Raw genomic sequence first — 21,074 nt, 5'->3', positions numbered from 1 at the left:
ATATATAGATTATTATAATACGAAACGGATTAAGGCAAAATTAAAAATGAGCCCGGTACAATACCGGACTCACTTTTATCAAGCTGCCTAATGAAATAACCGTGTCTAACTTTTAGGGGTCACTTCAAAACTCGCTCTTTTTTTGTTATGTACAATAATTCATTACTATTCTAATTCAATTGAAACATTTTTTTGTGGTACAAATGTAGAAATTGCATGTTTATAAATAAGCTGTTGCTTACCTTCTGTTTCCAGCAGGACTGTAAAATTATCAAATCCTTTAATTAGTCCACGAAGCTGGAAACCATTTAATAAGTACAGCGTAACAAACGTATTTTCTTTACGGAGTTGATTTAAAAACTGATCTTGAATATTGATTGATTGCTTCATGTCGAATCCTCCTCTTTTTCTCTACTTACTATTATTCGACTTTACTTGTAACTTTCCTTCTATGTATCGTAAAATTTCTGACGTTTTTTCACCGTTTGTAACATCAAACCACGTGACATCCATTTTATTACGGAACCACGTTAATTGACGCTTTGCATAACGACGCGAATTCGTCTTTAATTGTGATACCGCATCTTCTAAAGAGACTCGATTCTCAAAATAATCATAGATTTCTTTATATCCAATCGCTTGAATAGATTGACAATCTCGTATCCCTCTATTATACAGCCCTTCTACTTCCTCTAATAGGCCTTGTTCCATCATCAAATCCACTCGTAAGTTAATGCGATCGTATAGCATTTCTCGATCCATTGTCAAGCCAATTAATGAAACATCATAGAGTAACTCTTTTTCTTGTTTCTCAATTTGGTCACTCATTTTTTCACCCGTTGTGTGGAAAATTTCTAACGCCCGAATGACACGTCGTACATTATTTGCATGAATACGCTCCGCACTTTCTGGATCTACTTCTTGCAATTTTTTATGTACATATTCCACACCGCGTTCTAAAGCTAACTTTTCCATTTGCTCTCGGTATATCACATCACCAGCATCATCTGTAAACTGATAATCGAATAAAACAGATTGTATATAAAGACCGGTCCCACCAACTATAATTGGTAATTTACCACGTTCTGTAATTTCTCGAATATGCTTGCGAACACGTTCTTGAAATTCCGCGACAGAAAATGAATCTTCCGGATTTTTTATATCGACCATATAATGTGGAATTCCGTCCATCTCTGCTTTTGTTACCTTTGCAGTTCCAATATCCATCGCTCGATAGATCTGCATGGAATCACCACTAATAATTTCACCGTTCAACGCTTTGGCAAGATCGATACTTAACTTCGTCTTTCCAACAGCAGTTGGTCCAATGATGACAGCAACTTTTTCGCGTTGCACTTCTACCATATCATTCAACTCTCTTTATGTAATATACTCCATCTATTGATTATACCCAATCTTACCAATTTTAACGGCATGATTGCAAGTTCTTTCATTTCGGTACATGAAATTATATAGAAAAAAGAACATAGTTTGTCCAATTCTGCATATACATGATAAAAATAGTTTCGAGAGGATGAGTTAACTATGAAACAATCCACCATCAATTTTTCATCTTTGACAAAAGACCTCATTTTGGCTACTTCTACAAAAGAACAAAATTGTTCACAAGAGGAATTATACTTCGCCCTAAATTGTTTACTACGGGCTTTTCATTCTACTCTCCATGAAACAACATTGCATCCAGAAAATAAAAATACAGAATATATACAAACGCAATTTTGCAGTGCATATAAAATTATTACAGGTAAAACTATTTATCCATTTCAATAATCCATAAAAAGCGGCTGCTTACATAAATTCAAGCAACCGCTTTTTATATTAATATCGATAACCTATTGTATAACTTTCACTTTTACAGATTTGCGCCCCCAGCTATTAGCACTACCATCTGAACCGACTAATACATCAATACGGTTTCCTTTAATCGCACCACCAGTGTCTCCAGCAATCGCTTCTCCATATCCTTCTACCCATACTTTTGATCCAAGCGGAATTACTTTCGGATCAACAGCAATTACTTTCATATTTGGATTTGCTGTTAAATCATGCCCCATCGCAGTTAATACACGACCACCATACGAACCATTCTCACTCGGATCTGCTGTATATGCCGTCGCTTCTACTGTAATTTCACGACCACCAGTAGGCGCACTTGTTTCAGTAGATTTTGCAACTGGTTTTGCAGCCGGTTTTTCTTTTACCACAGGTTTACTTGATTCTACATTCTTAATAGAATCGTTACTCTTAACAGACTCTTTATTCTTAACTACTGTATTATTTTTAACCGGCGTATTGGTTCTAGCTGGCGCTTCTTCTTGAGCTACAACCTCTTTCTTTTCGATTACAGGTGCCGTTCCTGTTAAATATGGCACGTGAACATATCCGACTTTTCCATTGTAGTCGAATTGTAACCATTCATTTTGAACTTGATTCGTCGTTTCAATCACATCATCTTTATTAAGTTTACCTAAAATTTCAGAATCAGTATTCGCTCCAGCACGAATATTTAATACGCCCGCCGTTACATAATATGTGCTCTTTGTAAACTCGGCACTTACAAACGCTTCCTTGCCGTTCAACTTAATTTTTGTCCATCCATTTTCTGTATTTATAACATCTAGTGTATTCCCACTTAACACTTTACCTACAAGCTTTGACTCTACATTTGGGTTTTCTCTAACATTTAATACGTCTGTTGTTACAATTGTTTCCGCTTTAGCAGAACCCACAAAAATCCCAAGACCAAAAACTGCTGCTGTTGCTATACCTAATAATTTTTTCATGAATAGCCTCCATTTGCTTTGTTTTCGTATTTTCATTATAGCAACAGATTTTTAGAAATTTTAGAAATCACACAATTACAAAGCATTCGTAATATACGATTAACGAGTTGTAACATAAATTTCCATATTAATAAAATGTATTTCTAATACAATCTCCAATGGTGTTCATATATTTTTCATATACGAGCACAAGAACTTTTTTCCAGAAAAAATTACAGTGTTACTTTTTTGTTACAAAAAATTCAGGTTTTATTACATCTTTTACCAAAAAACATTAATATTTAATTGTTAACCTATTTTTTTGTAATAAAAAGAGAGCAGCTACTAAAGCTGCTCTCTTTTCACTTGTTATTGAACTTTCTTTTTCCAAACACCTAGCATAATAGCCGAGACAATCGTTCCAATTAATATAGAGAAAATATATAGTAACGGTTTATTTACTAACGCTATTACAAATAATCCACCATGCGGTGCTGGTAATGTAATTTGGAATAACATAGATAACGCACCTGCAATACTTGAACCAACAACACAACTTACGATTACTCGAACCGGATCTGCAGCTGCAAACGGAATCGCACCTTCTGTAATGAACGATGCTCCCATAATATAATTTGTTAAACCAGATTTACGTTCCGCTTCTGTAAACTTTGATTTAAAGAATGTAGTTGCAAATGCAATCGCAAGTGGCGGTACCATACCACCAGCCATAACTGCTGAGTGCACTCCAAAATTCTGTGCTTCTATTGCAGCAATACCAAACGTAAATGCCGCTTTATTAATTGGACCACCCATATCAATTGCCATCATACCACCTAAAATAAGACCTAGTAATATAGCATTCGTACCGTTTAAACCATTTAACCACCCTGTCAACATTTCATTTAATGCTACTACAGGCGGAATCACTGCTTTTTGCATTACAACTCCTGTAATCAATAATCCAAAGACTGGATATAACAAAACAGGTTTAATTCCTTCTAATTGTACTGGTAGTCCTGAAAATAATCTTTTCAACCCTAAAACAACATATCCAGCTAAGAAACCAGCAATTAATCCACCTAAAAAGCCAGCATTCGCATTCGCCGCTAAAAATCCACCTACAACACCAGGCATAAAACCAGGACGATCAGCAATAGAACTTGCAATAAATCCAGCTAAAATTGGTACAAGGAATAAAAACGCACCTGTTTTTCCCCCACCAATTGACATAAACAATTCAGCTAAAGGACCTTCCGCCTTTATACCACCAAACGAAAACGCTAGCGCTATTAAAATCCCGCCGCCAACAACGAATGGAAGCATATTACTTACGCCATTCATTAAATGCTTATAAATTCCTAATCCTTTTTCTTTTTCCGTACTTTCTGCCTTTCCATCTTCTTTTACACCTTTAAAGATTGGTGCATCTTGCTTTACAGCTCGATTAAGAAGTGTTTCCGTTTTTCTAATCCCATCAGCGACTGGTACTTGAATGACATGCTTCCCAGCAAAACGGTTCATTTCTACTTGTTTATCTGCTGCTACGATAATAGCTGTTGCTCGTTCAATGTCTTCTTTTGTTAAACCGTTTTTTATACCTGTTGATCCGTTCGTTTCAACTTTAATTGCGATTCCTAGCTCTGCTGCTTTTGCTTTCAAGCTATCTGCGGCCATATACGTGTGAGCGATTCCAGTTGGGCAAGCCGTAACTGCCAATACGTACGGTTCATTTCCTTCTGGTTTGGCGACTTCAATCTCTTCTTCTTTTTCATTCTCTTTTTCATCAAATAGTTGAAGAAGCTCACTTTCATCCTTCGCTTCTAATAGTTGCTTGCGAAACCCTTCATCCATTAATAATGTCGATAAACGAGACAACGTTTCTAAATGAGTATTATTCGCTCCTTCACTTGCAGCAATCATAAAGAATAAGTGTGCAGGCTGTCCGTCGAGCGACTCATAATTGATACCGCTTACACTTCTACCAAAACAAATCGATGGTTGTTTAACAGCCTTTGTCTTCGCATGAGGTATTGCAATACCTTCCCCTATTCCAGTCGTACTTTGGGACTCCCGCTTTAAAATAGCTTCTTTAAATCCCATTTTACTATTTAAACGATTTGCCCCATTTAATTTCTCAACTAATTCATCTATGACAGCTTCTTTATTTGAAGCTGTCAAATCCATAATGACTGTATCCCTTTTTAATAGTTCTGTAATTTTCATATGTTGCTTCCCCCTATCGCTTAGCTACAATTACTTGCGACAATAATTCTTCTACTTTTTCCTTCTTACATAAATCAGCTGAAAATGCTGTTGCACTCCCTGTTGCAACGCCGTATTGAAATGCCTTTTCAATATCTTTTGTCTGTTCATATTTGCCTACAAACCCTGCAACAAGAGAATCTCCGGCCCCAACTGAATTAATTACAACACCTTTTGGAACAGTCGCTTCATATATACCTTCTGCCGTAAATAATAAAGCTCCCTCTCCAGCCATCGATACGATAACGTGTTTTATACCTTGTTCAATTAATTTTCTCCCATAAGGTAAAACGTCCTCTACTGTTGAAAGCTCCACTCCAAACAACTCACCAAGTTCATGATGGTTTGGCTTAATTAAAAATGGCTTATTTTTAATTACATGCTGCAGTGCACTTCCGCTTGCATCGACTACTACTCGAATACCTTTTTCAGCTCCGAGCGCTGCGATTGATTCATAAAAGGTAGTTGGGATAGATGCAGGTACACTTCCAGCTAGCACAACGCAATCTCCCTGCTTCATACTTTCGATTTGTTTCATTAATTGTTCAAATTGCTCATTTGTCACATTAGGACCTTGCCCATTTAATTCTGTCTCTTCTTGCCCTTTTATTTTCACATTAATTCGGGAATCTCCGTCTACTTGGATGAAGTTTGTCATTACGCCTTCCGCCTGTAATACACCTTTAATAAATTGACCGGTGAATCCACCAGTAAATCCAAGTGCTACATTTTCCACACCTAAACGATGGAGAACGCGAGAAACATTAATCCCTTTTCCTCCAGGAAACTTCATATCTTTCTCTGCTCGATTGACTGCGCCTAAATCAAAGGAATTAACTTGTACTACATAATCAATAGATGGGTTTAAAGTAACTGTATAGATCATTGTTTATCAGCCTCAATTACATTGGTTTGTCTTTTATATTTTTCTAAATCAATTTCTAAATGGTTTGTAATAATATTTGCTTCTTCAACATTTGCAATTTTCGCAAATGCAACTTCTGAAAACTTACTTTCATCAATTAAGAAATATCCTTCGTTTGCTAATGTTAATGCCATTTGTTTTAAGAGCGCTTCTTCTGGATCTGGCGTTGTAAAGCCAAGCTGTTCATGTACACCATTTGCACCTAAAAAACATTTATCAAAACGATACTTCTGCATACTTTCCTGTGCCATAGCACCGATTAAAGCTTTCGTCCTACTCTTCATCATTCCACCTAGTAAATACGCACGAATATTATTTTCAACTAAAGCTTCAATATGCATAAGTCCATTCGTAACGACAGTCACATCTTTATTTATTAAAAATGGAATCATTTCAAATGTTGTACTTCCTGCATCTAAATAAATACAATCACCTTGTTCAATAACGCTAGCCGCATAATTAGCAATTTGTTGTTTTATTTGAATGTTTTTGGATGATTTTTCAACCATCGTTGGTTCTTGCCCTTTTCCTGTTAAAACAGCGGCACCACCATGAACTCTTTTTAATAACCTTTGCTTTTCCAATTGTGCTAAATCACGGCGAATTGTCGACTCAGAGCTTTCTGTTCTTTCAACTAATTGCTGTAATTTTACAACTTTCTGTTCTTTTACAAGTTGCAATATCATTTGATGACGTTCAGGAGTTAACATTTTATTCACCTCTTCTTTGATTACAGTATAATGAAAACGGTCACAAAAATCAACCATAAACAATCAAAAAAAATTAAAAACAATCAAAAACAACCATAAACATTTATAAACAGCAAAAAGAAACCTATTCGATTAAACAATCAAATAGGTTTCTTTTCTAAATTCACTTATAAAGAAGCTTTATATATACTTAAAACATCGTCTTTATTTAATTTTTTAAAGTTACCAAATTCACCATAAGCCATTGCTTTATCCGCCATTAAATCAATTTCATTTTCTCCAATAGCATAATCAGATAATGTTACTGGTGCCTCAATTGAAGTCCAAAATTGACGTAACGCCTGAATTCCTTCTAACGCAATTTCTCGCTCAGTCTTTCCATCTGTTTCTACATTGAATACGCGAATAGCAAACTGTTTAAAACGACTTACATTTTCATCTACGACATGCTTCATCCAGTTAGGGAATAGAATTGCTAAGCCGCCTCCATGCGGTATATCATGAACAGCAGAAACTGCATGCTCAATATTATGAGTTGCCCAGTCCCCTTTAACTCCCATCGCTAAAATGCCGTTTAACGCCATAGTACCACAATATAAAATAGTTTCTCTATGCTCATAATTTTCTAAATCACTTAAAAGCTTAGGAGCTGTCTCAATTACTGTTTTTAAAACAGATTCACAATAACGATCTTGTAGTTCTGTATTCGTTCCGTTGTGGAAATATTGCTCTAATACGTGCGACATAATATCTACCATACCGTAAATTGTTTGATCCCTCGGCACAGACGCAGTATGAACTGGATCTAAAATTGAAAACTGCGGGAAAGTAACCGGGCTACCCCATCCATACTTTTCATTCGTTTCCCAGTTTGTAATTACCGAGCCTGCATTCATTTCAGATCCTGTTGCTGCAAGAGTAAGTACAGTACCAAATGGTAATGCCTCACTAGCAAAAGCTTTTTTCGTTACAATATCCCATACATCTCCATCGTACTTACTACCAGCAGCAATTGCCTTCGTACAGTCGATTACACTTCCTCCGCCAACTGCTAAAATAAATTCAACACCATTCTCTTTACAAATCTGAATCCCTTTCTTTACAGTCGATACACGAGGATTCGGTTCAACGCCTGTCAATTCAAATACTTCTGCATTTATATCTTTTAAAATAGAAATTACATTATCATAAATACCGTTTCTTTTAATACTGCCTCCTCCGTATACGAGAAGAACTTTTTTACCGAACTGTGGAATTTCAGTTTTCAACTGTTCTAATTGCCCTTTACCGAAAATAAGTTTCGTTGGATTACGAAATACAAAATTTTGCATATTCCTTTACCATCCCTTCTATATGAAAAGTAACTATACTTTTGTATACCATATTTTTTTCATTTCACAAAAATATTTGCCTAACAAAAAAATCCCAGCCTACAGGCTGAGATTTTTTATTGATAATAAGGTGAGATCATTAAGTAAACTATAACACCAGATAAACTTACATATAACCAAATCGGCATCGTCCAACGTACAATTTTACGATGACGTGTTAATTGATTTGTAAAACCAAATACAAGTGCAAACAATGCAAGCGGTACAATAATTGCTGCCAGGATAATATGTGTAATTAAAATGATGAAATACACATATTTAATGAATCCTTCTCCGCCAAAATGTGTTGCTGGCGCTAAGTAATGATACGATAAATAAGAAACACAAAATAGCAACGTCGTTGTAAATGCTGCCAGGATGAAACCACGGTGCATTTTCACATTCTTCTTAATAATAGAGTATAGAGCTGCTAATAAGAATACGAACGTAAAGCTATTAAAAATTGCATTTAACATTGGTAAAATTGTTACATCAAAATGTAATTCTCCTTCATAGCCAACAGGTCCAAAGAACAAAAATAAAATAATCGCATTTACAATTACAGAAAGCGTTATCACAATAGGAGCATAGCTTTTCTGATTTGTTGATTGATCCACCAAAATGGTCACTCCCTCTTCCTTCAAATATGTATACGTAACCTCACTATTTTAACATACTATTCACAGTGTAAATGTGACAATAGTTTGACACAGCAAGATAAGACAAAGAAAAAAATCCTTCTTAATAAAACTTCTTAAGAAGGATTTTATCGCTTTATTATTCAAATAGCAACGAGATTAGTTTTTGTTAAAAAATGTATCGCTATATGCTTGAAAAATTTCAGACACTTGATATCCCATTAAAGAAATTGCTGTTAATGAAAAGAAACCAATCATAAGAAATCGAAACCACATATAAATCTCCTCCTTGTATTTAGCTTAAAAAACATTCGCTATATTACAAGTTGAGTGGCACTCTTCATCGTCACTTTCCTTTTTCCTTACAATTGCTGTAATAAATCGAATCATAAAGAAAATAACAAAAGGAATTTGTTCGTAATTCACATTGGCATAGTTTAGCAACGGCTCGCGCTGCATATCGAACGGGGATGAGAAGGAATAGAACATACCTTGCTCTTCCATATATACAATTACAATTTTCATGCAAAATACGATTCCTAGAAACGAAACAATATCTTGCCATTCTGTCGTATATAACAGGTTATACAGCTCTAATACGTACTCTTCCATCATCATCCCCCCTTCCTTTTTTACCATTTTGCTCGCCTTCGTATAAAAAGTCAAGAAAAAAGTTTATATTCACTATGACAATAGTAATTACTTTTTTCTATGATTATATATGATTCTTTTATAGTAATGATTGGTGTAACTCTCTCCGAAAATAAGAAAATTAGAATCGAACGGATTCCTCATTCTTACTTTTAGGCTTCAAAATTGTGCTATTTTTATTTCTATTAAAAATAAAATAAGAAAGTATGATAAGAACAGTAACAAACATTGTTAAAAGTGCTTGTGAACGTAAAGTATCAATTGCGAACATCGCAACTAAAACTGCTATGATAGCAGCAATTGTAACATACGTTACATACGGAAAAAGCCACATTTTCACTTTCAAATTTTGTTGTTCTACTTTTCCCATTTTTTTACGCATCTTTAAATGCGAAACTGCAATAACGAGATAAACTAGTAACGCAATCCCGCCAGATGCATTCACTAAAAACAAAAAGACTTTATCTGGAGAAATATAACTAAAAACAACGCCAATATAAGCGAAGAACGTTCCGAATAAAACGGCCCGAACTGGAACACCACTACTGTTCAATTTCAAAAACGCCTTTGGAGCATCTCCTCTTTCTGCCATCGAAAAAAGCATTCTTGAGTTTGTATATAAACCCGAATTTAAACAAGAGAGTACAGCTGTTAAAACGATAAAATTCATAATTTGTGCCGCAGCTGGTATTCCTATATGTTCCAGTACAGCTACAAATGGACTTTTTAATATGTTTGCTGAATTCCATGGCAGTAGCGTAACAACTACCGCTATAGACCCAATAAAAAATACAAGAATACGCCAAATCACACTGTTTGTTGCTGTTTTTACTGCTTTTACAGGTTCTGCAGATTCACCTGCGGCTACTGCTACAATCTCTGATCCCATAAATGAAAATATAACGACAGTAATTCCAAGCAGTACCGAACTTATACCGTTTGGCATAAATCCACCTTGTCCAATTAAATTCGAAGTGCCGGGTGCTTCTGTTCCTGGAACAAATCCTAAAATAACAGCAAGACCTAGACAAAGGAACAAAACAATACTTATTACTTTAATAAAAGAAAACCAATATTCAAACTCTCCAAATGATTTCACCGAAAAAACGTTCGTCAGCGTTAATAAAATTGTTAATATTAAACTTAATAACCAAAGCGGTATTTGTGGAATCCAATATTGGATAATACCAGCACCTGCTGTGGCTTCTATTGCAATAACAATTACCCAAAAAAACCAGTATAACCAGCCTATTGTATAACCCGCCCAAGGACCAATCGCTTCTCTTGCATACGTTGCAAATGAACCACTTGTCGGATTAACAGCTGCCATTTCTCCTAGCATTCTCATGACGAAAATGACTAGAAGTCCTGCTAATGCATATGAAACGATAGAACCTGGTCCTGCCGAATGTACAACTGCACCACTTCCAACAAACAAACCAGCCCCTATTACGCCGCCAATTGAAATCATTGTAATGTGGCGTATTTTGAGGTCTTTCTTTAGATTTTTATCCAAATCTTGTACATCCCCTTCCAAACTAAATTTTGAAATTTATGTAAGAGTACTGTGCGAAAGATTTTGTCCTATACTTTAAAATATATCAAAATATTCTGAATTTAACAATTATAATTCAACCTCCTTCAAAAATTATTACATTAGGTTTAATACTTTCCCATACACAATTGTTGAGAAAATTATATTCTCCTTACAAAAGAAAGAATTTTCAGATATCATTGAATAAACAAGATTATACATCTAGACAACTTTTTGTATAGGAGTGTTGATATGTTAAACAAGTTCAAATTTTTTTGTTGTATTTTAGTAATGTTCTTACTTCTATCGCTATCCCCTTTCCAAGCACAAGCAGCAAACAATTTAGGTTCAAAATTACTCGTTGGATACTGGCATAACTTTGATAACGGTACTGGCATTATTAAATTAAAAGACGTTTCACCAAAATGGGATGTAATCAATGTATCTTTTGGTGAAACTGGTGATGATCGTTCCACTGTTGAATTTTCTCCTGTGTATGGTACAGATGCAGAATTCAAATCAGATATTTCTTATTTAAAAAGTAAAGGAAAGAAAGTAGTTCTTTCAATAGGTGGACAAAATGGGGTCGTTTTACTTCCTGACAATGCCGCTAAGGATCGTTTTATTAATTCCATACAATCTCTGATCGATAAATACGGTTTTGACGGAATAGATATTGACCTTGAATCAGGTATTTACTTAAACGGAAATGACACTAACTTCAAAAACCCAACTACCCCTCAAATCGTAAATCTTATTTCAGCTATTCGAACAATCTCAGATCATTATGGTCCAGATTTTCTATTAAGCATGGCCCCTGAAACAGCTTATGTTCAAGGCGGATATAGCGCATATGGAAGCATATGGGGTGCATATTTACCAATTATTTACGGAGTGAAAGATAAACTAACATACATTCACGTTCAACACTACAACGCTGGTAGCGGGATTGGAATGGACGGTAATAACTACAATCAAGGTACTGCAGACTACGAGGTCGCTATGGCAGATATGCTCTTACATGGTTTTCCTGTAGGTGGTAATGCAAATAACATTTTCCCAGCTCTTCGTTCAGATCAAGTCATGATTGGGCTTCCAGCAGCACCAGCGGCAGCTCCAAGTGGTGGATACATTTCGCCAACTGAAATGAAAAAAGCTTTAAATTATATCATTAAAGGAGTTCCGTTCGGAGGAAAGTATAAACTTTCTAATCAGAGTGGCTATCCTGCATTCCGCGGCCTAATGTCTTGGTCTATTAATTGGGATGCAAAAAACAACTTCGAATTCTCAAATAACTATAGAACATATTTTGATGGTCTTTCCTTGCAAAAATAACAAAGTAAAACTATAATTAGCCCTCATCAACGAACATTTATGGGCAATCCATATAGGATAAAAACAGCAATAGGTTCCTTTATAGGTCCTATTGTTGTTTTTTATTTATGAAAATTACTTTGTCACATCTAAAGTTTTAAGAAACTGTTTTCCATCGACCAACATCGCACGTTCCTCCGAATCATATTGTTAAATATTCTAGTCACTCTTTTGCTTCAACACAAAAACTGAAAGTTCAGGTACACTACAAAATCTAACAGGCATCCTAGTAGTCCCAATACCACGATTTACATATAAATATAACTGCTTACTCTTCCCCTCTACTTCATACATACCTTCAACATAGCTCTCAGCTAGTTTGGTAGTAATTAACGGACCTACAAAAGGGATTTGGACTTGTCCTCCGTGACTATGTCCTGACAGTTGAAGATCAACTGGGTAACGATTTATTTTGGTTACAACATCCGGCTCATGTACTAATAACATGTTGAAATCATTTTGTTTCAAGTTTTTTAAAGTTAAATCTATTTTCGGCTTCCCTAATAGAAAATCATCCAAACCTGATATTGTAATATATTTGCCGTTTTCCACTTTAATTTTCTGCACTTCATTTACTAATACAGAAAAACCAGCTTCCTCCATATATTTTTTGTAAAATAGACTACCGCCCCCGCCCCTATCATGATTCCCAAACACAGCATATTTCCCTAAGGGAGCGTGAATTTTCTGCAAAATAGCCTTCGCTTCTTCTCTTTCCGCACTATAAGACCCAAATTTATCTATTAAATCTCCGGTAAAAACTACTATATCTGGATGTAATTCATTCATCTTCTCCACTAAATGTTCAAGTTGCTTCAGTGTAAACTCTGGCCCTAAATGTACATCTGAAAACTGTAATATTTTTTTATTATTAAATTCTTTAGGAATTGCAGAAGCTTCTATTTCATTCCACGTAACTGTTACTAATTTTCTTTCTATTTCTGTCGCATAATAATACAAACTTACTGGTATCATTAATATACTTATAAAACTAATAATACATATCTTTATGATTGATTTTTTTCGTTCTTTTTTTACATGATTCGTATTCATGTTTTCACCTCTAGAAACACTTTAAATCCTTATTGTTACATTCATGTGACAACATGAACAATGTTATCAATATGTAATTCCCTCTCTATTCACTTTGACAATTTTATACAGAAGTCATAACATATTTTTATAATACATAGATTTTCGAAATTTTTTCTATTCATTCCATCATTTTATTACGGAGGGGTTATTCATGTCTGTATTTACACCAGAAGAAATTACGGAACTTGCTGCGAATTCAGGAAGGAAAAAAGCTCATTTATCATTGCTCCCTATGCTAATTCTTGGTTTTTTTGGTGGTGCTTTTATCGCATTAGGGTATTTACTCGATATTCATGTTATTGGGACAATGCCAAAATATTGGGGATCATTTTCTAGTTTTCTAGGCGCTGCTGTATTTCCTATTGGTCTTATTCTCGTTATTCTTGCAGGCGGTGAACTAGTAACCGGTAACATGATGACAGTTTCTATGGCCTGGCTCCAAAAGAAAATTACTTTATTTTATTTCATACGAAATTTAGTTATTGTTACATTTAGCAATTTCATAGGGGCTGTATTTGTAGCCTACTTTTTCGGTCATATCGTTGGCTTAACTGAGGGAGCTTTTTTAGCGAAAACTATTTCTATCGCTCAAGCGAAACTACAAGATACGCCATTGCAAGCATTTATTTCTGCAATCGGATGTAATTGGCTCGTTTGTTTAGCTGTTTGGCTCAGTATGGGAAGTAAAGAATTTATCGGAAAGATTATCGGTATTTGGTTCCCGGTTATGACTTTTGTTGCGATTGGATTTCAACACGTTGTAGCCAATATGTTTGTCATCCCAGCCGCGATTTTTGCCGGTCATTTCACTTGGGCTGAATATTTTCCAAACTTTATTTTTGTTTTCTTTGGAAATTTAGTAGGAGGTATGTTATTTGTAGCACTACCTTACTTCATATCTTATAATAAGAAACTACCTGCTCATCAAGAGAAGACTGAAATGAAGAACAAATCTCTGTCCGCTTAAATGGAATGTCTATAAAGTGCCCTAAAAAATATTACAAATTTCATTTTTTTTGCGAATATATGTACGTACACTTGTTCTCGAATGTTTTATACGTTATAATAACAACTTAAATAGCATTATTTACATATGAGGTGAAAAACATGAACAAAACAGAATTAATTAAAAACGTAGCACAAAATGCTGAGATTTCTCAAAAAGAAGCTACTGTAGTTGTACAAACTGTAGTAGAATCAATCACTAACACTTTAGCTGCTGGTGAAAAAGTACAACTTATCGGATTCGGTACATTCGAAGTTCGCGAAAGAGCTGCTCGTACAGGCCGTAACCCACAAACTGGTGAAGAAATGCAAATCGCAGCTTCTAAAGTACCTGCTTTCAAAGCTGGTAAAGAACTAAAAGAAGCTGTAAAATAATGAAAAATATCCTTCTCATTTATGAGAAGGATATTTTTTTCATAACATAATTAATAAAAATCTGACCATTATGTTGTTTCTTTTGTTCTTTTATGCAAATAAAATCTTTACTTTCAAAAAAAGGTTTTGCGGTAATGCTCGCCTCTGTATATATCTCCCTATGTCCCAAATTCACTGCTTCTTTTTCTAACTTCTGTAGTATGTATGAAGCGACTCTTTTCCCTTGATAATCTTTATGCGTAAATAAACAATCTACGTAACGATCATCGTTATAATCCCCAAACCCGACTATCACACCTTTATGATCCGCTACATAGCTAATATTCTTTTCTAAAGACTGTAACCAATTTTCTCTATCTAGTCGCTCCGGTGCCCACGCCTGTACCTGTAACTCATTATAATCTTTTGCATTAACCGTATGAACTGTTTCATAGAACAATTGTAATACTTGATCTAAATCTTCTTTCTGGAATGTTCTAATTATAATATCTTTTAACATATATAAGTCTCCTTACGAAACTACCTCTTAACTTTTCTACTACATACGATTCTATATTTCTGCTTTATTATATCGTTTTAATTTCTATACGAACAAAAAAACAATACTTATTCAAGTATTGTTTTTTAATTCTATTCAATTACTTAATGTAGCTTTTTAAGGTTTTAATTTAACTCTTTGTAATCGTAATGCATTTAATACAACGGATACAGAACTAAATGCCATCGCTGCTCCAGCAACCCAAGGGGCTAAAAAACCTAATGCCGCAATTGGAATTCCTAACGCGTTATAAGCTAATGCCCAGAATAAATTTTGTTTAATATTTCTTATCGTCATTTTACTCATAAAGATCGCATCAGCAATACTATTTAAGTCACCGCGGATTAACGTTATATCCGCTGCTTCCATCGCTACATCCGTTCCCGTTCCAATTGCCATACCAATGTTCGCTGTAGCAAGAGCAGGAGCATCATTTATCCCGTCTCCAACCATCGCTACTTTCTTACCATTTGCTTGCAGTTTTTTCACTTCTTCTGCTTTTCCTTCTGGCAATACTTCTGCAATTACGTGATCAATACCAACTTGCTTTGCAATTGCCTGAGCAGTTTGTGTATTATCTCCTGTAATCATCACAACGTCTAGACCCATTTTTTTCAGTCTTGCGATAGCTGCTTTTGAAGTATCTTTCACAGTATCTGCAACGGCAAATATACCAGCATATTCTTTATCGATTGCAATAAGCATTGCTGTTTTTCCTTCTCGTTCTAGCGCTTCCATTGATTTAGAAACTTCTTCAATATCAATATTGAATTTCTTCATTAATCGACGTGTACCAATTAATAAGTGTTTTCCTTCTACAACTGATTCGATACCAAATCCCGGAATCGCTTCAAACGTTTCTGAACTTGGGATATCAATTTTCTTTTCTTTAATTCCTTCTACAATCGCTTCTGCAAGTGGATGTTCAGAATTTCTTTCTGCTGCCCCTACTAATCTAAGCAGTTCATTTTCATTGAATCCATCTGCTACAATTACATCTGTTAACACCGGCTTCCCATTTGTCACTGTACCCGTTTTATCTAAAATAACCGTATCTAATCTGTGCGTTGCTTCTAAATGCTCTCCACCTTTAAATAAAATACCATACTCTGCTGATCTTCCTGATCCTGCCATAATAGATGTAGGCGTTGCAAGACCTAATGCACATGGACAAGCGATAACAAGTACTGCTATCATTTTCTCAAGTGCTCCGCCAAAATCACCAGGTGTAACAAATATCATCCATACTGCAAATGTGATAATCGCAATCACAACTACAACCGGTACGAAAATACCTGAAATTTGATCTGCTACCCTTTGAATAGGAGCTTTTGAACCCTGTGCCTCTTCTACTACTTTAATAATTTGAGCTAATGCAGTATCTCTTCCTACCTTAGTTGCTTTCACTTTTAAAAATCCATTTTTATTTATTGTAGAACCTATTACTACATCCCCAATTGACTTATCAACAGGAATACTTTCACCCGTTAACATCGATTCATCAATCGCTGACTTTCCTTCGACAATCTCACCATCTACTGGTATTTTTTCACCAGGCTTTACATAGACGATATCACCAGCTACTACTTCTTCAATCAAAATTTTTATTTCTGTTCCACCTCGCACAACTGTAGCTGTCTTCGCTTGTAAACCCATCAATTTTTTAATTGCTTCTGATGAGCGCCCTTTTGCTTTCGCTTCAAATAATTTACCTAAAATAATTAATGTAATAAGTACCGCACTCGTTTCAAAATATAAATCTGTCATATGTTCCGAAGAACCAATAGATTGAATACTTAAATATACACTATAAAAATAAGCGGCCGACGTTCCAAGCGCCACGAGAACATCCATATTCGCACTTTTATTACGTAACGCTTTATAAGCCCCAACATAAAACTGCCCACCAATGATAAATTGAACAGGAGTTGCAAGTGCTAGTTGCACCCAAGGGTTCATTAACATATCTGGTAAATAAATAAACGACGTAAATGAGAAATGACTAACCATTGCCCACAATAATGGGAAAGATAAAATAAACGAAATAATAAACTTCTTCTTTTGTCTTTCAATTTCTTGTAATCGATGATCAGTTGATGCATCTTGATCATCTGGTTTCACTTCTAATTTATATCCTAGCTTCGTAATCGCGCTCTTCATTTCATTTACATTAACTTCATCATGATTAAAGTCTACTGTAGCTGATTCTAAAGCAAAATTTACTGTCGCTTTGTTCACACCATCTAACTTATTTAAACGCTTTTCAACTCTATTTGCACATGCTGCACATGTCATTCCTGAAACAGTAAATTCAGCTTTATCACTTACAATTCCATATCCTAACGATTCAACTTTTTCTTTAAATTGTTGCAGATTTGTTTTAGTTGGATCGTACATTATTTTTGTTTTTTCAAGCGCAAAATTTACATTTGCCTCATGAACACCTTCTACTTTTTTTAGACCTTTTTCAATTCTATTTGCACATGCCGCACATGTCATTCCTGATATTTGAAGATTGGCCTCTTTTTGTTCATTCATGTCTCTCACCTCTATATACCCTTATGAGGTATAATTATTAGCAAAATAAATCGTACTTCGTTTAAAGTACGATTTATTTCCATATCTAAAAATAATTACTGAACATCGTATCCTTGGTCTTCGATTACAGCAACGATATCTTTTAATGTTACGGCAGACGAGTCGATAGTAACTTCAACAGTTCCTTCTGCTAATTGAACCTTCACTTGTTCAACACCGTTTAGCTCTTTCACACTGCTTTCGATAGCATTTACACAATGTCCACAAGACATACCTTCAACTTGTAATGTTAACTGTTCCATTTAAAATCCTCCTCTTGTTTCTTCATTATTTGTTAATCACAATTACATCTTACCATACCCCCCTAAGGTAATCAATGGTTTTGTATCATGATTTTTCAATTATTTTCTAAAAGTTTATTTTACACACACTTTTTCACATCAATACCCCGAAATCTTATTATGAAGGTAAACAAAAAAAACAAGCCAGTGACATACTAGCTTGTTTTTACGCTTTTGAAAAACGTTCAAATACAGTCATTAATTCTTCAATTGCTTCGTCACCATTGCCATCTTTAATAGCACCTGAAACACAATGACTTGTATGGTTTTTTAATACACCCATTCCTACTTTTTTCATCGCTGCATTAATCGCTGAAATTTGCACTAAAATATCCACACAATAGCGATCATTTTCAATCATATTTTGAATACCGCGGACCTGTCCTTCAATCCTCTTTAATCTATTTATAATTTGTTCTTTTTCTTTTTCTGATCTATGTGTTACCGCTTCATGCTCTTTATGACCCATATTATCACCTTCTTAAAGTTTCTCTTCATCCAATAAAACAATTGCTTTTACGAGTATACCAATTATAGCATTAATTATCTATGTATGATACCCCATATGAGTATATTTCCGCTTTATGATTATTCTTAACAACTCATTAGCTTCTTAATCTCAATTTTCAGTATACCCTTTCTTTTTGTCAAAAAAATCATTATATCTCTCATCAAAGTTCAATAAAAAGAAACAAGAATAAGCGGGGATTACCCGCCCCCGCTTATTCTTTGTCTATAATATTAAAAACTTAATTTTCAGCTATTTAATCCAAGAATTTTTTCTTTCCATATATGATTATTGCTGATCGCATACTTTTGTATCATTCACTACTGAAGTTCCTTCAACGGTTACCGTATGAAAACAGTCATTTACTCGAACTGTTACAACATTATCTTGCCGATCAATGATATGATATTCATTAAAATTTTTATTCAGAGCACTGCGAATTTGTTCTCCTTCATAAATTGGGATGCCATGCGATAAAACCCAAATAAGTCCAGCGATAGCAAGAATAGTTTTCATACGATCTACCTCCTTGGGAATATAGTGAACTTTTAATCCATACTTTTTCAGCTCTACAAATCATGATCGGAATAAACCAAGCCTTTTTGGAAATAAGTTCATTTCGTCTATTTTATGTTTATGCTAATTGTGACCGTTTTGTGACAACTTTTTGTCTCTTTAGACGAAAAGTTGAAACAAAACTTTCAAAAAGGACAATTCTACATATCAAAAAAGGTTATGGAATGTTTCATCCATAACCTTTTTTCCTATACGTAACTAATAAATCTCAATCCTTTACTTAAAGAAGTCGGCACAACAGATGCATGATTCTCCCCTTCAGCTTCATAAAACTTAAATTTAAGTTTATCATGGTTTACTTGGAGAAGGCGCTCTGATAATTCATTTGCGCCTACAACCATATGCTCTCGTTCTAGTGACCCAACTGTAAGGAACACTCCTGTTTCAAACTTAGCATTGTTTAATTCATGTATAAGGTTCTCTTCTTTTTCAAGTACGGATTGGTTATTCCACCATATAGATGGACTACTAATAAAATAATTTTGAAAAGCATTTAAGTTTGTAAATAGTATATAAAGAGCAAATAGTCCACCTAAAGAATGTCCAAATAACGTTTGCTTACTTTTATCGATCTCAAAATTCTTTTCAATTTGTGGTTTCAGTTCTTCTTCAATAAAAGTAAAGAAATTATGTGCTCCTCCTGTTTTAGGCCACGGTTTACCGTCTGGTTTTAAAGGGGCATCTTTTGAAATTACGCTAGGCGTAAAATCATAACATCTTTCTTCCCCTGAAAATGCGCCTTCAATTGGATAACCCAATCCTACTATAACAGCTGGTGAAACACCGGTTTTTTCCGCTCTTACTGATTGTATTTTAACTGCTTCATGAAATGTTTGAAAAAAGGCATTGCCATCTAATACATAAATGACAGGATATCCTGAATCCGGTGCTGGTTGCCTCGGCTTTGAAATATGAATTTGATATTCCTTACCTTCTAATTTTGAATACATTTTCCACTGTTCTGTATTAGATGTTATAATCTGCTGTTTTTCAACTGTAGTATTCACCCTATCCCCCCCTTTTTAACTTGTTACATATATTTCGATTTTTTCTTCTTGAGATACAACGCTATCATAACCGAAACAAACAGGAGCCCCGTTATACGGATCTATCATGACACGTGCATCAATATGAAATACTTCTTTTAACACTTCATTTGTAATGATTTCTTCTGGGCTACCAGTTGTAACAATTTCTCCTTCCTTCATTGCAATAATTTCATCTGAAAACCTTGCTGCATGGTTAATATCATGTAATACCATAACAACCGTACAATTATGTTCTTTATTTAACTTCTCCACAATTTGTAATACATCTAATTGATGAGACATATCAAGGTATGTAGTTGGCTCATCTAATAGCAACACTTCTGTCTCTTGTGCTAATGCCATCGCTAGCCATACCTTTTGTCTTTGACCACCTGATAAATTTGCAATTTGTCTCGTTCGAAATTCAGAAGTTTTCGTTATATTTAATGCCCAATCAATCATTTCTTTATCTTTTGTCGTTAACTTATTTACGTTATTTCGATGTGGATAGCGTCCATAAGAAATTAATTCTTCCACTTTAAGTTCACCTGGTGCAATTGGAGTTTGCGGGAGTAAAGCTAACTGCTTCGCAATTTCTTTCGTTGAAATTGTATGTAAATCTTGCCCTTGTAAATATACTTTTCCGCTTTTTTGTTTTAAAATTCTTCCCATTGTTTTTAACAATGTTGATTTACCGCAACCGTTCGGACCTATAATTGTCGTTACTTTTCCTTCTTGTATTTCCACATTTAAATCGCGAAACACTGTAAGCTTTTCATAACTTGTTTCTAAATTTTTTGCACTTAAAATACTCACTTTT

At 34.8% G+C, this 21,074-nt stretch carries 23 protein-coding genes; 5 read left to right on the top strand and 18 right to left on the bottom strand.

The genetic code is table 11. From position 1 onward, the window contains the following. Positions 1 to 91 (top strand): IS3 family transposase (locus EBQ15_RS21140; RefSeq protein ID WP_130953558.1); only part of this gene is annotated, 91 nt, incomplete at its 5' end. 74 nt (positions 92 to 165) lie between these two features. On the opposite strand, the gene hfq is transcribed toward EBQ15_RS21140, so the two are convergent. Further along, entirely contained in the window at positions 166 to 390 is a 225-nt protein-coding gene (gene hfq / locus EBQ15_RS21135) for an RNA chaperone Hfq (protein WP_000813896.1), read from the bottom strand. Between the two features lie 21 nt (positions 391 to 411). Then, a complete protein-coding gene (miaA, locus tag EBQ15_RS21130; protein ID WP_000230557.1) occupies positions 412 to 1,365 on the bottom strand; it encodes a tRNA (adenosine(37)-N6)-dimethylallyltransferase MiaA in 954 nt (317 codons plus the stop codon). Positions 1,366 to 1,545: 180 nt separating this feature from the next. On the opposite strand from miaA, the gene EBQ15_RS21125 reads away from it, so the two are divergent. Then, positions 1,546 to 1,791, top strand: coding sequence for a hypothetical protein (locus tag EBQ15_RS21125; protein ID WP_000814429.1), 246 nt, complete (start codon positions 1,546 to 1,548; stop codon positions 1,789 to 1,791). Positions 1,792 to 1,853: 62 nt separating this feature from the next. Here the strand turns inward: EBQ15_RS21125 and entD are convergent, their stop codons facing one another. The 8 genes from entD to gabP form a co-directional block, all read right to left on the bottom strand. Beyond that, positions 1,854 to 2,804, bottom strand: coding sequence for a cell wall-binding protein EntD (gene entD / locus EBQ15_RS21120; protein ID WP_000734641.1), 951 nt, complete (start codon positions 2,802 to 2,804; stop codon positions 1,854 to 1,856). A 348-nt stretch (positions 2,805 to 3,152) separates the two neighbouring features. Further along, positions 3,153 to 5,009, bottom strand: a complete 1,857-nt coding sequence (locus EBQ15_RS21115; protein WP_000704602.1) for a PTS fructose transporter subunit IIABC — start codon at positions 5,007 to 5,009, stop codon at positions 3,153 to 3,155. A gap of 13 nt (positions 5,010 to 5,022) precedes the next feature. Then, positions 5,023 to 5,934 carry a 1-phosphofructokinase gene (gene pfkB / locus EBQ15_RS21110; RefSeq protein ID WP_000640834.1) on the bottom strand — a complete coding sequence of 304 codons (912 nt, stop codon included), beginning with the start codon at positions 5,932 to 5,934 and terminating at the stop codon, positions 5,023 to 5,025. Then, entirely contained in the window at positions 5,931 to 6,683 is a 753-nt protein-coding gene (locus EBQ15_RS21105) for a DeoR/GlpR family DNA-binding transcription regulator (RefSeq protein WP_000957286.1), read from the bottom strand. The genes pfkB and EBQ15_RS21105 overlap by 4 nt, the downstream gene beginning before the upstream one ends. Before the next feature lie 167 nt (positions 6,684 to 6,850). Further along, a complete protein-coding gene (locus EBQ15_RS21100) occupies positions 6,851 to 8,014 on the bottom strand; it encodes an iron-containing alcohol dehydrogenase (RefSeq protein ID WP_001179088.1) in 1,164 nt (387 codons plus the stop codon). A gap of 116 nt (positions 8,015 to 8,130) precedes the next feature. After that, on the bottom strand, positions 8,131 to 8,673 hold the full coding sequence (locus tag EBQ15_RS21095) for a DUF420 domain-containing protein (protein ID WP_000228314.1): 543 nt from the start codon (positions 8,671 to 8,673) through the stop codon (positions 8,131 to 8,133). A 318-nt stretch (positions 8,674 to 8,991) separates the two neighbouring features. Next, complete coding sequence (locus tag EBQ15_RS21090) at positions 8,992 to 9,330, bottom strand: hypothetical protein (protein ID WP_002000550.1); 339 nt, start codon at positions 9,328 to 9,330, stop codon at positions 8,992 to 8,994. Between the two features lie 133 nt (positions 9,331 to 9,463). Further along, positions 9,464 to 10,858: a GABA permease gene (gene gabP / locus EBQ15_RS21085; RefSeq protein WP_000360107.1), complete on the bottom strand. Its 1,395-nt coding sequence runs from the start codon at positions 10,856 to 10,858 to the stop codon at positions 9,464 to 9,466. A 270-nt stretch (positions 10,859 to 11,128) separates the two neighbouring features. On the opposite strand from gabP, the gene EBQ15_RS21075 reads away from it, so the two are divergent. Next, positions 11,129 to 12,211 (top strand): chitinase, encoded by a 1,083-nt coding sequence (locus tag EBQ15_RS21075; protein ID WP_125653119.1) that lies wholly within the window; start codon positions 11,129 to 11,131, stop codon positions 12,209 to 12,211. A gap of 198 nt (positions 12,212 to 12,409) precedes the next feature. Here the strand turns inward: EBQ15_RS21075 and EBQ15_RS21070 are convergent, their stop codons facing one another. Beyond that, a complete protein-coding gene (locus tag EBQ15_RS21070) occupies positions 12,410 to 13,303 on the bottom strand; it encodes a metallophosphoesterase (RefSeq protein ID WP_001095329.1) in 894 nt (297 codons plus the stop codon). Positions 13,304 to 13,496: 193 nt separating this feature from the next. On the opposite strand from EBQ15_RS21070, the gene EBQ15_RS21065 reads away from it, so the two are divergent. Both EBQ15_RS21065 and EBQ15_RS21060 read left to right on the top strand, forming a co-directional pair. Then, complete coding sequence (locus EBQ15_RS21065; RefSeq protein ID WP_000110537.1) at positions 13,497 to 14,312, top strand: formate/nitrite transporter family protein; 816 nt, start codon at positions 13,497 to 13,499, stop codon at positions 14,310 to 14,312. 140 nt (positions 14,313 to 14,452) lie between these two features. Then, positions 14,453 to 14,725 carry an HU family DNA-binding protein gene (locus tag EBQ15_RS21060; protein ID WP_001043904.1) on the top strand — a complete coding sequence of 91 codons (273 nt, stop codon included), beginning with the start codon at positions 14,453 to 14,455 and terminating at the stop codon, positions 14,723 to 14,725. A gap of 19 nt (positions 14,726 to 14,744) precedes the next feature. Here the strand turns inward: EBQ15_RS21060 and EBQ15_RS21055 are convergent, their stop codons facing one another. From EBQ15_RS21055 to EBQ15_RS21025, 7 genes are all read right to left on the bottom strand, one after another. After that, a complete protein-coding gene (locus EBQ15_RS21055; protein ID WP_000910161.1) occupies positions 14,745 to 15,224 on the bottom strand; it encodes a GNAT family N-acetyltransferase in 480 nt (159 codons plus the stop codon). 156 nt (positions 15,225 to 15,380) lie between these two features. After that, positions 15,381 to 17,801, bottom strand: coding sequence for a heavy metal translocating P-type ATPase (locus EBQ15_RS21050; RefSeq protein ID WP_001005323.1), 2,421 nt, complete (start codon positions 17,799 to 17,801; stop codon positions 15,381 to 15,383). A 95-nt stretch (positions 17,802 to 17,896) separates the two neighbouring features. After that, the gene (gene copZ, locus EBQ15_RS21045; RefSeq protein WP_000436973.1) at positions 17,897 to 18,103 is read right to left on the bottom strand and encodes a copper chaperone CopZ; all 207 of its coding nucleotides are present in this window, start codon (positions 18,101 to 18,103) and stop codon (positions 17,897 to 17,899) included. A gap of 205 nt (positions 18,104 to 18,308) precedes the next feature. Beyond that, positions 18,309 to 18,611 carry a metal-sensing transcriptional repressor gene (locus tag EBQ15_RS21040; RefSeq protein WP_000509876.1) on the bottom strand — a complete coding sequence of 101 codons (303 nt, stop codon included), beginning with the start codon at positions 18,609 to 18,611 and terminating at the stop codon, positions 18,309 to 18,311. Positions 18,612 to 18,938: 327 nt separating this feature from the next. Further along, positions 18,939 to 19,166: a hypothetical protein gene (locus EBQ15_RS21035; RefSeq protein WP_000849103.1), complete on the bottom strand. Its 228-nt coding sequence runs from the start codon at positions 19,164 to 19,166 to the stop codon at positions 18,939 to 18,941. Positions 19,167 to 19,414: 248 nt separating this feature from the next. Beyond that, on the bottom strand, positions 19,415 to 20,233 hold the full coding sequence (locus EBQ15_RS21030) for an alpha/beta hydrolase (RefSeq protein WP_001098703.1): 819 nt from the start codon (positions 20,231 to 20,233) through the stop codon (positions 19,415 to 19,417). Between the two features lie 15 nt (positions 20,234 to 20,248). Next, positions 20,249 to 21,070 carry an ABC transporter ATP-binding protein gene (locus EBQ15_RS21025; RefSeq protein ID WP_000025773.1) on the bottom strand — a complete coding sequence of 274 codons (822 nt, stop codon included), beginning with the start codon at positions 21,068 to 21,070 and terminating at the stop codon, positions 20,249 to 20,251. Between the last annotated feature and the right edge of the window lie 4 nt (positions 21,071 to 21,074).

Source organism: Bacillus sp. 2D03 (genome assembly GCF_003946765.1).
GTDB lineage: Bacteria > Bacillota > Bacilli > Bacillales > Bacillaceae_G > Bacillus_A > Bacillus_A cereus.
This window is presented reverse-complemented; position numbering and strand designations above follow the sequence as displayed.

Excerpts from the sequence above, each read along its gene's own strand:
- hfq (WP_000813896.1), bottom strand. The coding sequence starts at position 390 with ATGAAGCAATCAATCAATATTCAAGATCAGTTTTTAAATCAACTCCGT.
- miaA (WP_000230557.1), bottom strand. The coding sequence starts at position 1,365 with ATGGTAGAAGTGCAACGCGAAAAAGTTGCTGTCATCATTGGACCAACT.
- EBQ15_RS21125 (WP_000814429.1), top strand. The coding sequence starts at position 1,546 with ATGAAACAATCCACCATCAATTTTTCATCTTTGACAAAAGACCTCATT.
- entD (WP_000734641.1), bottom strand. The coding sequence starts at position 2,804 with ATGAAAAAATTATTAGGTATAGCAACAGCAGCAGTTTTTGGTCTTGGG.
- EBQ15_RS21115 (WP_000704602.1), bottom strand. The coding sequence starts at position 5,009 with ATGAAAATTACAGAACTATTAAAAAGGGATACAGTCATTATGGATTTG.
- pfkB (WP_000640834.1), bottom strand. The coding sequence starts at position 5,934 with ATGATCTATACAGTTACTTTAAACCCATCTATTGATTATGTAGTACAA.
- EBQ15_RS21105 (WP_000957286.1), bottom strand. The coding sequence starts at position 6,683 with ATGTTAACTCCTGAACGTCATCAAATGATATTGCAACTTGTAAAAGAA.
- EBQ15_RS21100 (WP_001179088.1), bottom strand. The coding sequence starts at position 8,014 with ATGCAAAATTTTGTATTTCGTAATCCAACGAAACTTATTTTCGGTAAA.
- EBQ15_RS21090 (WP_002000550.1), bottom strand. The coding sequence starts at position 9,330 with ATGGTAAAAAAGGAAGGGGGGATGATGATGGAAGAGTACGTATTAGAG.
- EBQ15_RS21075 (WP_125653119.1), top strand. The coding sequence starts at position 11,129 with ATGTTAAACAAGTTCAAATTTTTTTGTTGTATTTTAGTAATGTTCTTA.
- EBQ15_RS21070 (WP_001095329.1), bottom strand. The coding sequence starts at position 13,303 with ATGAATACGAATCATGTAAAAAAAGAACGAAAAAAATCAATCATAAAG.
- EBQ15_RS21065 (WP_000110537.1), top strand. The coding sequence starts at position 13,497 with ATGTCTGTATTTACACCAGAAGAAATTACGGAACTTGCTGCGAATTCA.
- EBQ15_RS21060 (WP_001043904.1), top strand. The coding sequence starts at position 14,453 with ATGAACAAAACAGAATTAATTAAAAACGTAGCACAAAATGCTGAGATT.
- EBQ15_RS21055 (WP_000910161.1), bottom strand. The coding sequence starts at position 15,224 with ATGTTAAAAGATATTATAATTAGAACATTCCAGAAAGAAGATTTAGAT.
- EBQ15_RS21050 (WP_001005323.1), bottom strand. The coding sequence starts at position 17,801 with ATGAATGAACAAAAAGAGGCCAATCTTCAAATATCAGGAATGACATGT.
- copZ (WP_000436973.1), bottom strand. The coding sequence starts at position 18,103 with ATGGAACAGTTAACATTACAAGTTGAAGGTATGTCTTGTGGACATTGT.
- EBQ15_RS21040 (WP_000509876.1), bottom strand. The coding sequence starts at position 18,611 with ATGGGTCATAAAGAGCATGAAGCGGTAACACATAGATCAGAAAAAGAA.
- EBQ15_RS21035 (WP_000849103.1), bottom strand. The coding sequence starts at position 19,166 with ATGAAAACTATTCTTGCTATCGCTGGACTTATTTGGGTTTTATCGCAT.